General features: G+C 41.0%; 8 protein-coding genes. 4 read left to right on the top strand and 4 right to left on the bottom strand.

The window, feature by feature from the left end; genetic code table 11:
• Nucleotides 1-94 precede the first annotated feature (94 nt).
• From ACMUMK_RS13250 to ACMUMK_RS13240, 3 genes are all read left to right on the top strand, one after another.
• On the top strand, nucleotides 95-835 hold the full coding sequence (locus ACMUMK_RS13250; protein ID WP_414701621.1) for a PRC-barrel domain containing protein: 741 nt from the start codon (nucleotides 95-97) through the stop codon (nucleotides 833-835).
• Between the two features lie 112 nt (nucleotides 836-947).
• Nucleotides 948-3,662, top strand: a complete 2,715-nt coding sequence (acnA, locus tag ACMUMK_RS13245) for an aconitate hydratase AcnA (RefSeq protein ID WP_414701620.1) — start codon at nucleotides 948-950, stop codon at nucleotides 3,660-3,662.
• A gap of 64 nt (nucleotides 3,663-3,726) precedes the next feature.
• Nucleotides 3,727-3,861: a hypothetical protein gene (locus tag ACMUMK_RS13240; protein ID WP_414701619.1), complete on the top strand. Its 135-nt coding sequence runs from the start codon at nucleotides 3,727-3,729 to the stop codon at nucleotides 3,859-3,861.
• Nucleotides 3,862-3,993: 132 nt separating this feature from the next.
• On the opposite strand, the gene ACMUMK_RS13235 is transcribed toward ACMUMK_RS13240, so the two are convergent.
• Nucleotides 3,994-6,249, bottom strand: a complete 2,256-nt coding sequence (locus tag ACMUMK_RS13235) for a molybdopterin cofactor-binding domain-containing protein (RefSeq protein WP_414701618.1) — start codon at nucleotides 6,247-6,249, stop codon at nucleotides 3,994-3,996.
• Entirely contained in the window at nucleotides 6,246-6,743 is a 498-nt protein-coding gene (locus ACMUMK_RS13230; protein ID WP_414701617.1) for a (2Fe-2S)-binding protein, read from the bottom strand. The genes ACMUMK_RS13235 and ACMUMK_RS13230 overlap by 4 nt, the downstream gene beginning before the upstream one ends.
• Before the next feature lie 356 nt (nucleotides 6,744-7,099).
• Between ACMUMK_RS13230 and ACMUMK_RS13225 the strand changes: the two genes are divergently transcribed.
• A complete protein-coding gene (locus ACMUMK_RS13225) occupies nucleotides 7,100-8,695 on the top strand; it encodes a putative bifunctional diguanylate cyclase/phosphodiesterase (protein WP_414701616.1) in 1,596 nt (531 codons plus the stop codon).
• Between the two features lie 17 nt (nucleotides 8,696-8,712).
• Here the strand turns inward: ACMUMK_RS13225 and ACMUMK_RS13220 are convergent, their stop codons facing one another.
• Nucleotides 8,713-10,227 carry a mannitol dehydrogenase family protein gene (locus tag ACMUMK_RS13220; RefSeq protein WP_414701615.1) on the bottom strand — a complete coding sequence of 505 codons (1,515 nt, stop codon included), beginning with the start codon at nucleotides 10,225-10,227 and terminating at the stop codon, nucleotides 8,713-8,715.
• A gap of 20 nt (nucleotides 10,228-10,247) precedes the next feature.
• A complete protein-coding gene (locus tag ACMUMK_RS13215; RefSeq protein ID WP_414701614.1) occupies nucleotides 10,248-11,963 on the bottom strand; it encodes a purine-cytosine permease family protein in 1,716 nt (571 codons plus the stop codon).
• Nucleotides 11,964-12,384: the final 421 nt, after the last annotated feature.

Here is a 12,384-nt window from a genome sequence, read left to right as displayed (position 1 = left end):
CTCATTTCCTAAGGTACTGAAAATACGGTCAATATTCTAACTGGTGTGTTCTTTGCTCCTATTTAAATCACTACGGCTCAAAAGGAGAAACAATATGTACGCAGGTCTCAGAGATGTAAAACGATTTACTATTGCTGCCACTGACGGCGATATAGGTATCAATAAAGATTTTCTGTTTGATGATAGAGCGTGGACGGTAAGGTATATGTATGTGGATACACATCGCTGGCTGCCCCTTAGTACCAAAGTACTTATTTCACCCATTTCGCTAATTGATTTTGATACAAAGCAAGAAAAAATAAGCGTGGCCTTATCCAAGCAACAAGTTAAAGACAGTCCATCTGTAGATGAACACAAACCCGTATCTCGAGAGTACGAAGAACTTTTATTTAAGCATTTTGGGTATGGCTATTATTGGACAGGCCCAGGTGCATGGGGCGAGTACGCAAATCCTACCGCTTTAGCTAAAAATGGAGATATGCCAGATATAGAAACCCTTGGGCAGACTGAAGTAGGCACAAATGCAAATCACCTGCGCTCTATAGATGAGATACAAGGCTATGACTTACATCACAAAGACACAAGTTTGGGACGTATTTACGACCTAATCTTAGACAGTGAAAACTGGGAAATCCCACTGCTTGTCATTGCAACTACTGATGATAAAAAAGTACTTGTGGCGCCTAAACACATTGCAGAAATCAATTGGTTGGGCCATAACATTAGCAGTCATTTAACAACAGATGAACTGAACTCTTGCCCCGAATACCTACCAGAGCTATTGAACGACAATAGCTATCGGCAGCAAGTGCAAAGACAACTAGTGGCGGCATAGCAATTATCAAGGGTAAGGGCTTATCGCCACCAGTGGGCTACCCTTATCATTGAACTACAAACACTAGATACCTTTAACCCATTACCTTAACTAGGTTTTTGAAGGATCCCCAATGAAAAATAAGACCAATTATCAACAAACTTTAACAGTAGACGGGCAAGATTATAGCTACTACAGCCTTGCGTCATTAGCAGATGAATACCAATTATCCCGTTTACCATTTGCAGCCAAAATTTTATTAGAAAATTTACTACGACATAGCGAGCAAAACTTTGTGCAAGACGACGATATAAGCGTACTTGCACAGTGGGATGTTGAAAATAAAACATCACAGGAAATCGCCTTTGTTCCAGCTCGGGTGGTATTACAAGATTTTACCGGTGTTCCTGCTGTTGTAGATTTGGCAGCCATGCGCGATGCAATAGTCGACCTTGGAGGCAAGTCAGAAAAAATTAATCCTTTAAAGCCCGTTGAACTGGTAATAGATCACTCAGTAATGGTTGACTTTTTTGCTCAAAAAGATGCTTTTAGTAAAAATACTGCAAAAGAAGTAGAGCGCAACAAAGAGCGATATCAATTTTTACGTTGGGGCCAAAAAGCTTTTGATAATTTTAAAGTGGTTCCACCTGGTAAAGGCATTGTGCACCAAGTAAACCTTGAGTATTTAGCTAGAGTAGTATTTGAAGAAAACAACAGCAATGAAAGCTTGCTGTATCCGGATACCCTAGTAGGTACTGACTCCCACACCACTATGATAAACGGTTTAGGTGTATTGGGATGGGGAGTAGGCGGAATAGAAGCAGAAGCGGCTATGTTAGGACAACCCGTAACTATGCTTATTCCAGAAGTAGTAGGTATGGAATTAACAGGTGAATTACCCGCTGGAACTACTGCCACTGACTTAGTGTTAACCATCACAGAGACACTACGTAAACTTGGCGTAGTAGGTAAGTTTGTAGAATTTTTTGGTGATGGGCTTAAACACCTAAGCCTTGCAGACCGAGCCACTATAGCCAATATGGCCCCAGAGTATGGTGCCACCTGTGGTTTGTTTCCAGTAGATGAACAAACCATTCGCTACCTTGAACTAACGGGTAGAGACCCGAAATCCATCCGTGTAATTAAAGCCTATGCTCAGGCGCAAGGCATGTGGGGAACCGACACTCAAAAAGCGGCACAATACCATGACACACTCAAGATAAACTTAAACGATGTGGTCAGTTCAATTGCTGGCCCAAAACGCCCACAAGACAGAATTCCACTCACAGATGCTTCAAAACAGTTTAAACAATGGTTGTCTGAGCAAGAAAAATTAATCATCAGCACCGACGATAAAGCAAAAGGTCGCTTCGAAAGTGAAGGGGGACAAACCACAGAACCCCCTAAAAAATCCCCATTATGTGAATACAAGGATACAAAATTTAACCTTGAAGACGGCGCTGTAGTGATAGCTGCTATAACTAGCTGTACAAACACATCAAACCCTTCAGTATTGATAGCTGCAGGGCTTTTAGCCCGAAAAGCTAAAGCTTTAGGCCTAAAGGTTAAACCTTGGGTTAAAACCAGTTTTGCCCCTGGCTCTCAGGTAGTTACTGAATACATGGATGAAGCCAAATTAACGCCTGATTTGGAAGCGATGGGCTTTAATTTAGTGGGTTACGGCTGCACTACCTGTATCGGAAACTCAGGACCATTGCCAGAGCCTATCAGTGAAGCTATTCGGAATGCTAAACTAAATGTAAGTGCGGTACTCTCCGGCAACCGTAATTTTGAAGGTCGCATACATTCTGATGTTAAAGCGAACTATTTAGCCTCACCACCTTTAGTGGTTGCCTATGCATTAGCAGGCAATATGAATATTGACTTGTTGCAAGAACCCCTTGGTACATCAGATGCTGGAAAGCCCGTTTATTTAAAAGACATATGGCCTACCAACGATGAAATACAAACACTCGTCACAGCAACGGTTAACAGTGATATGTTCAGCAAGCGTTACCAGCATATTTTTGAAGGCGACCAGAGTTGGAACGCGCTAGAGGTAGTTGATAGTGCCCAGTACAACTGGCCTGAATCTTATTACGTTAAAAAGCCAACCTTTTTTGATGATATGCAAGCTGAGCCAGAACCAGTTAAAGCAATTACAGCTGCACGCTGTTTATTAAAGCTTGGAGACTCAGTCACCACAGACCATATATCTCCAGCAGGGAGCATTGCACCAGATGGCCCGGCTGCCGCTTATTTACGTAAAAATGGGGTTGAAGATAAAGACTTTAACTCATTTGGCTCTAGGCGGGGTAACCATGAAGTGATGATGCGCGGCACCTTCGCTAATGTCAGATTAAAAAATCATTTAGCACCTGGCACAGAAGGAGGTTGGACCCGCTTTCAACCAACAGGGGAGCAAATGACAGTGTTTGATGCCGCAATGAAATATCAGGAAAACAATACTCCATGTATGGTTATCGCTGGAAAAGAATATGGCACTGGTAGTTCTAGAGATTGGGCTGCAAAAGGGCCATTATTGCTTGGCGTCAAAGTAGTGTTAGCAGAAAGTTACGAGCGCATTCACCGTTCTAACTTAATAGGGATGGGGATTTTGCCACTGCAATTTAAAGACGGCGAAAGTGCCATGAGTCTAAATCTAGATGGCACCGAAGAATATTCGGTGGAAGCAATACATCAAGAGCAACAAGACGTACAAGTGAAAGTTGTAAAAGGTGAAGAGACCTTTAGTTTCACGGCAAAAATTAGAATAGATACCCCAAATGAATACAATTACTTTAGCCACGGAGGGATCTTGCAGTACGTATTACGTAGCTTGAATTAATTAAGAATCTTAACATGGAGATGTTGGAGAAGAGGCTCATACTATTTCTCTGTCACCAATCGAATTGAAATTTGGCGAATTTCGCTCAGGTAATAAGTTAGCCAGTGGAGATGGTGACTGGGCAGACTTCTTCAGCGAGTACTTTGATGTAACTGAAATCATCTTTACTGAAATGAGTTACACCCGTACGTTAGATTAATTTAAGTATATAAAAAGGCCTGAAGACTTGTGTTTCTCACTGTCTTTGGGCCTTTTTTATTTGGAAATATAAAAGCCTCTTAGGCTCAACCTAAGAGGCTTTAAATTAACTAAAGATATAAGATAAATAAGCTTATGCTTTTAGCTGTTCACCTATTGGTAACTGCCTAATACGCTTACCACAAGCAGCAAAAATAGCATTGCATAATGCTGGAGCATAAACCGGAGTGGCTGGCTCACCAACACCTGCCGGAGGTGCATCACTTGGTATAATTTCCACCTCTACTTCAAGAGGTGAATCACTCATTCGTGGTACTCGATAATCATGAAAATTACTTTGCTGTACACGGCCTTCATCAAAGGTGATACCTTTACTAATAGCCGCTGTTATACCGTATATAGAACCACCTTGAACTTGGTTTTTAACCGTATCAGTATTTACTACCGTACCTGCATCAATGCTAACCCAAGACTTAATAATATCCAGCTCACCACTTTCAGAAACTTCGACTTCTACAACTGTTGCCACATAGGTTAAAAAGCTTCTGTGGGCGGCAATGCCTAATCCTCGCCCTTTAGGAAGCTTTCTTCCCCAGTTACTCATATCAGCCACTTTCTCAATAACTTGTCGTAACCTACTTATGTCTAGTGGATAGGTGGCTTTATCAGCGCCGTAGTTATCGTATTCTGCATTTTGTTCAGTGACATCTAGAATACGGTCGGGACCTATAGTGTCTAGTAAATAGTCTTTTTGATCCCGTCCCGCTTTATGGGCTGCTTCAGCGATAAATGACTGTACCGCAAAAGCATGGAAAATATTGGATACTGAGCGCATCCAACCAACTCTCGTTTTTGCCGGTGCTTCTCCGCTCTCTAATTTCATGTTGGGTGTGTTTATAGGGTTATCGGTAAACCCTAAACGTAACTCAAAGCCAAGGGGAGCAGTGGCACCTTCTATAAAAGTAGATGCAATAGGTGAAAATGCGGTGCGATGCAAATAGGCTTCTATGGCGCCATTTTTATCAAGAGACGCTTCGATATGTTGTGCCGATACAGCATGGTAAAAACTGTTTTGAATATCATCTTCACGGGTCCATTGAACACGGATTGCTTTGCCAGTTTTCATAGAAAGATAAGCAGCTTCTGCTGAAAAGTCAGGCTTAGACTTTCGACCAAAACCACCGCCTAGCATAGTGACATGAACATTTATTTGCTCTTTATCCATGCCAACCATAGCTGCAACTGTCGCCATGTCTGCCTGTGGGTTTTGAGTAGCAGCCCACACATCCACTCTATCTTTATGGTACATAGCGGTTGCACAAGGCGGCTCCATAGGCGCTTGTGCTAAGTGGGGCGCATAGTAATCGGCCACCAACTTATTACTAGCCTTGGCTAAGATATTCTCTGCATCCCCTATTTTACGTACTGAAGATTGAGGTGAAGCGACTGTGGCTAATAGATCTTTTTTAAATGTTTCTGAATTGTAATCACCATTTTTGCCATCGTCCCAAGAAACGGTTAATGCCCTACGACCTTTTATGGCTGCCCAAGTGTTTTTGGCAATTATCGCCACACCGCCTTTAGGTTGAAATTGCGGTGCCCCAGTAGGCGCTGGAATTTCTATAACATCTACCACACCGGCAATCGCTTTGGCTGCGGTGGCATCAAAACTCTTAGCTTTTCCTCCAACCACAGGAGGCCTAACCACCACAGCAATTAAAGCTTTTGGCTCTAATACATCTGCTGCAAAAGTAGCTTTACCGGTAACAATATCTTTTAAATCAATATGTTCCATGGCGGTATTGATATATCGCCACTCACTGCGCTTTTTAAGAGGTACTTTATCAGCATCTGGAGGGGTTAAGTTTAAAGCATCACTTACCAAATCTGCATAACTTAGGCTTTTACCAGAGCTATGGGTTACCTTGTGCTGTTTGGCAGAACATGAATCTATCGATACATTCCAGCGTTTTGCTGCAGCCTCACGCATAAGATAACGAACACTTGCGCCCATCTCTCGTAACCGCTGCATATTGTATCGAATACTCCGAGAACCATCAGTATTTTGGTCTCCGTATTTCGGGTCACCCTTTCCTTGAATCACCACAACCTGATCCCATGCAGCCTCCATTTCGTCTGCTACTATTTGCGCGATTGCAGTACGAATTTGTTGGCCCATTTCAGAACGATGACAAGTAATTTCTACTATGCCATCTGGGCGCAGTGCCACAAATAAATTGGCACGTTTTGCAGATTCAGAAGGCTTTGCAAGCACCCCAGCTATAACTCTTGGTGCGCCACCGGCTAAATATGTACCAAACACTAAGGCACCCACTGTGGCGCTAGACTTTAAAAAGCCGCGACGGCTTAAATCAAAATATTGGCTCATGCTTCTTCCCCTTTGGTATCAGGGACATAATACTGTACCGATGCCATAGCTTTTGAGGCTGACTTAATTGCTTTATGGATGCGTGGATAGGTACCACACCGACAAATATTACCAGACATACTCTGTACAATTTCATCATCACTTGGTGTTGGGTTGCTGGCCAGTAAACTAGCTGCTTGCATCATTTGTCCACATTGGCAATAACCACACTGGGGCACTTTGTGTTCCACCCAGGCTTGTTGAACAGGATGTTCACCATCTTCACTTAAACCTTCAATGGTAGTAACACTACTGCCAGCTACTGCAGCAACGGGTAACACACAAGAACGCTGCGCCACACCATTGATATGCACGGTACATGCGCCGCACTGGGCCATGCCGCACCCAAATTTAGGCCCTGTTAATTGCAATTCATCACGTAAATACCAAAGTACGGGGGTGGTAGGATCACCCGAAAACTCTCGACTTTCACCGTTTACAGTAAACTTAATCATGGTCTTGTCTCCATTTTTGTAAATAAAACGATAGCCAATCGTGTTATTCACTATCTCTGTTTAAGTTAATAAAGTTGAAGTTACATCCGATGAGTAGAACTGGAAAATAATAGGGTCACCAATTCAAAAACCTCACCAGAAGTTGCGATTAACGAATTACAGCTAGAGTACTCTCCGCTTCAATAGCAACTAGAAACACCTTCAAGCTCTAAACAATCTACATATCCAGTGTAAATTTATAGGCAATCAATCTCTGGACTGTTAAATAGCTATGAGAATTTGAAAATATTCCGATAATATTAAAAACCTTACTTAATGTAAGTCTTCAATATAACATGGCCTTAAAGGAACTGTATGTGCTTTATCTTCTCTCACTGTTAATGGTCTCAATTGGCGGACTGAGTCTGATCCTCAGCTTGTCGCCAGTCAATCGTATTTACAAAAAAGACAGTCTCTTGGGCTGGCGAGTTCTGCGGGCTTTAGTTTTTTTCTTTATTTTAGGGTATAGCGGTATTTACTATCACCTTTACGTCAAAGGCTCAGTAGACACATCAGATATCATAGTTGCTGCTATCATGCTCGGAGGAGGTTTTTTTGTCCTTCTAGTATCTAAATTTAGCCTGAAAAGCTTGTTAAAATTGGAGGAGCTGGCGGCATTAGAACGCAACTATTCGCTGCACGATAGCCTAACTGGGTTAGCAAACCGAAAGTACTTGATGAAAACTTTAACCAAAAATATTCAAAGCAATACTCCATTTAGTTTACTACTCATAGATCTAAATAGATTCAAACAAATTAACGATGCATTGGGCCACAACTTTGGTGATCTTCTATTACAACAAGTTGGGGAAAAAATAACAGCAGCTTTGCCCATTAGCGCTAAATTATTTCGTTTAGGAGGAGATGAGTTTTCAATAATAGCCACCCAGTTAACAACCGAAAAAGTTGCAGGGCTTATCACTGCAATTCAACAACCATTTGAACGTAATTTCACCATTAACAATTATGAGTTAAGTGTGAATGCTGCCATTGGTATTACGCACTTTCCGGCAAACTCTAAGTCTATTGAAGTTTTACTGAATCAAGCTGATTTAGCCATGTATAAAAGTAAAGATTCATCCGCTAGCTACACTGAGTACACACCAAGCTTAGAAACCTCATCCATTGAGAATGTTAACATTGCTACCCGCCTCAGAAAGGCCCTTGAGCAGCAAGAGTTTGAGCTTTGTTACCAACCTATTATGGACTTAATGACCGGTGAGGTTTACGGCGCCGAAGCTCTGATTCGATGGCCACAAGCAGATGGCAGTTTTATTGCACCTGATAAGTTTATAAAAATTGCTGAACAAAGTGCATTGATCAATCAAGTGACTGAATGGGTCATGAAACAAATAAAACGAGACATGCCACTCATAAACCGAGCTGGTTTGTCATTGTGTGTACACTTAAATTTATCAGTGAAAGATATTCAAGACTCTTCATTTACCGACAAAGTTAATAAACTCTTAGACGGTGATACCCTAAACAACCACAACCTTATGTTAGAAATTACAGAAAGCGCCATGATGACTGACATAGATTATGTCAAAAAGACTATGGATAGAATATCTAAAACTGGACTCGTTTTTAGCGTAGATGACTTTGGTACAGGTTACTCTTCTCTTGCATTATTGCGAGACCTGCCTGTTAAACAAATCAAAATTGATCGCTCGTTTATTACTAATATAGTTAATAACCGAAGTGATTTAACCATTGTAAAATCAACTGTTTATCTTGCTAAAAATTTAGACTGTAGCCTTGTAGCTGAAGGTGTCGAAGATGAACAAACAGAAACACTGCTGAAAAATTTAGGCTGTAACTATGGTCAAGGTTATTATTATAGTAAGCCAGTAAACCTAGAAGCTTTTATTGAATACGCATTAAAGACAGCACAAACCCAAGCCATAGGTTAGGTTTGTGCAATTTTGTATTAGCTAGCTTGCCCTAGCTTACATTCACTCAATACCGCTTGCATATGCTGCTTAACATTTGGCGTGCTATATAGGGCTTCTACTTGTGCAGTATAGGCTGCGACAAACTTCTCGGAATTAGATAGCCCTGAGAATATCGATTTTAGCTCCAACAAAGCACCAGAACGCTCACTTGTTTGACTGGCTAATTGATGAACCTCATCAGCCATCGCATCGCTAATAGTCAATGGCTTACCTTGTAAGTCAGTCTGCTTATCACTGTAATAACACCAAGCTGCAATGACTAAAGTTGCACATTGAATTTCACCATTTTTGGCTAAGTTATTAGCAATAGTAGGCAGCATAAAGGTACTTAGCTTTGCTGCATTTTCAGAGCAAATCCTAGCTAAGCTATCTTTAATATTAGGATTAGCAAAGCGCTCAAGTAAGGTGTCTTTATACTCTTCTAAATTAATGCCAGGCACAGGGGATAATATAGGGGTCACCTCTATATCCATGAAGTGTCTTAAAAACTCAGCGAACAAAGGATCTTGAACACTCTCATCTATGGTGTCAAAACCATACAATGAGCCCAAAATACCCAAAACTGAATGACCCGCATTAAGTAGGCGGATTTTCATTTTTTCATAGGGTGTTACATCGCTAACAAACTGAGCACCAACTTGTTCCCACTGTGGGCGTGTTAGGGTAAATTTATCTTCAATTATCCATTGGTGAAAAGGCTCACAGGTGACTGGCCACTCATCTTTTATGCCCAATGTTTGCAAGTAAGAAATATCTTCTGGTGTAGTAGCCGGAGTAATACGATCTACCATAGCATTCGGAAATGATACCTCTGATTCAATCCAATCAGCTAAATCACTGTCAACAGCATGGGCATAATCAATTACCATCTTTTTCGCCACATCACCATTGTGCTGCACATTATCACAAGACTGAATAGTAAAAGGAGCTAGACCTTTTTCAAAGCGTAACTTAAGAGCAGCAATAAGATAACCAAACACCAACCTAGGCTTGTCTGGGTTTGCTAAATCATGAATAACATCTGGGTTTGTAAAATCAAATTCCCCAGTTACTGGATTAAAGTTATAACCACCTTCAGTGATGGTCAAAGAGACAATTTTAGTTTCTTCACTGGCCATTTTATTAATAACAGCCATAGGATCATCACACCCTAATAAAAAGTCAGTCAGACAACCTATCACTTTATTTTCAATGGTACCGTTAGGGTGGCGTACAATAAGGGTGTAAAGGTAATCTTGCTGTTTCAAAAGGGATTGCATTTTTCTATCAGCATCCCGTAACCCTACGCCACAAATTCCCCAGCTTAAATCCCCACTTTGGGCCATATAGGCGTCGGTATAAAAAGCCTCGTGGGAGCGGTGAAAACCGCCCACACCTACGTGGACTATACCCGCAGTGACCTTTGAACGATCATAAGTAGGCACGCTGATAGACTCAGGTAATGAATGAATATTCTGATTATTTAAACAAATAGTAGTTTGAGTTTGCATAATTAAGTCTTCCTTCTAACTTAAGCGACAACTTTGTTATTTTGTTGCATGACCCAATAGGCAGAAGCAAAATAAATGATGGTACAAATGAAACCGATATCAAAAAACATATCTCGGTTCGCTTCATAAGCTGAGACATCCCCACTTAAAAACATGGTATTGAATGCCAACACTAAAGTTGTAGCTAAGCTAAGCAAAGAAATTGCACGTATAACTTTGGTCATCAAAGACTGGGTTCTTACTAGCACAGGCTCATGTTGCGCTTGTTCCTGATGGTGTTGCTGTACTTGCTGATCGTAATTCTTAAGATTAGCTTGTTGCTCTGGATATTTTTCAGCCGCCCCATAACGTTTAGCCAGTAAAATATAAACAATAGAGGTAAAGAACCATGTAGGAATAAACAAGTAATAGAAGGACATTACATCCAAGGCATTTAGACCAAAACCAAAGGCTAGCCCTAATCCCCATGATGCTACAGCTGGAGTGCTGTGCGTTAAATTACGGAACATTGCCCAGTAACGAGTAAAACCAATTCGAGGGAAAATAAAGTGTTCAGTAAACACAATGGCGCCAACAGGAACAACCAACAGACCAGCATAGGTTAATAAAGGCAACATTTTGTTAAACACAAATGGGAAACAAGCGATACACACAGCCACAACACCAACAATAAAGGTGGTTTTAGTACGTGAATGGTCTTTAAAAATCGCTTGTGCGGCTAAACCAGCACGGTATAAGTTGGCATTTGCAGTTGTCCAACCCGCAACAATAACAATCACTAGGCCAGATAAACCTAATGCCTGAAACGCTACATCTCCTGGGTCTAACTCAATTATTGATTTTTTCACTATAACCGCGGTACCCGCCCCCATGATACCTGCAGAAATCCACGCTATATAATGCCCAAACATCATGCCTGAAGAGGTACATAAGCCATAAGTTTTGCTTTTTGCATAACGTAACAGAGCCATATCAATTAGCCCAACGTGAGTAATAGTATTAGCTGCCCAAGCAAAGCCAATTACCTCAAATAACCCAATGCCAGATTCTCCTTGGGCGTTAACACCGGTCCAAACAGACACGCTCCCTATGTGCATAAAGTCGGCCCAACTGCTCAATGTTGTTACACCAATAACATGCTCAGCTAATGCCGGCATTAACACCAAAGGACCGCTTACAAACATCACGAACAGCCATGGAGCACAAATTTTTGAGAAGTTAGAGACAGCATTAAAACCATACATGGCCACCAGCACTACTATCATACCAACAGCAAGTACCACCAACACAAACCATGCATTAGTTGGGTACCAGTTTAATTGGGCAGGAATACCAAAGGCAAACCGCACAGCAGTGGCAGATACAGTGACCATAGCAGCCGAAATAACCGTGAATATAATGACATTTACCCAGTTATATAAGGTAGTCATTGAGTTACCAGCAATCTTTTGTAGATAGGTATACAGGCTTAACCGAGTTTCAACTGCAATAGGAGTGGTGATTAGGGTCCAGCTAAGAATAGCTAATAGATTACCAATCAAGAGACCTAAGAGTATATCTGTCATTGTTGCGCCAAGGGCTACAAAGGTAGCGCCAATCACAAACTCAGTTGCTGCTACGTGCTCACCTGCGTACAGGCCTAAAAAGTGACTCCACCCTTTACGTTTATGTTTTGGGATGGGGAGCTGTTCTTCACTTATATTGTCAAAATTTACATTAGACGATTCAGACTTCATCTTAATTACCAACCTTTAAATTTATTGGGGTTATCTCATTTCCTACAAGTTTCAAAGTCCATTACAAATTAACTTGGTCACACCTCTGAGTGTTTACCAGCTTGAATGTAAATATAATGTTTCACGTTGCAGGAAGGGAAAACACCCAATATCAGGGCATTTGCCATCTAGGTGGGCATAATCCCAGAAACTAACCATTACTGTCAATATTTTGTTAACGAATTTTTATAAAAGCCAGTAGGTGATATGGTGAAAAACCATTCAACTAAATAAAAATCAATAACTTATAGAAAACATAGAAATTGTAAGAAATTAACATGTACACAAGAGTGAATGTTTTTGATAAAAATTTTACCAAAGATATTGGTTTTTAAGAAAAGTAGCCAAAGGTGTTTTGCTGTGATTAGGCATAATTCCTTTT

Origin of the sequence: Paraglaciecola sp. 2405UD69-4 (assembly GCF_047525415.1) — a bacterium.
GTDB lineage: Bacteria > Pseudomonadota > Gammaproteobacteria > Enterobacterales > Alteromonadaceae > Paraglaciecola.
This window is presented reverse-complemented; position numbering and strand designations above follow the sequence as displayed.

Excerpts from the sequence above, each read along its gene's own strand:
- ACMUMK_RS13250 (WP_414701621.1), top strand. The coding sequence starts at position 95 with ATGTACGCAGGTCTCAGAGATGTAAAACGATTTACTATTGCTGCCACT.
- acnA (WP_414701620.1), top strand. The coding sequence starts at position 948 with ATGAAAAATAAGACCAATTATCAACAAACTTTAACAGTAGACGGGCAA.
- ACMUMK_RS13235 (WP_414701618.1), bottom strand. The coding sequence starts at position 6,249 with ATGAGCCAATATTTTGATTTAAGCCGTCGCGGCTTTTTAAAGTCTAGC.
- ACMUMK_RS13230 (WP_414701617.1), bottom strand. The coding sequence starts at position 6,743 with ATGATTAAGTTTACTGTAAACGGTGAAAGTCGAGAGTTTTCGGGTGAT.
- ACMUMK_RS13220 (WP_414701615.1), bottom strand. The coding sequence starts at position 10,227 with ATGCAAACTCAAACTACTATTTGTTTAAATAATCAGAATATTCATTCA.
- ACMUMK_RS13215 (WP_414701614.1), bottom strand. The coding sequence starts at position 11,963 with ATGAAGTCTGAATCGTCTAATGTAAATTTTGACAATATAAGTGAAGAA.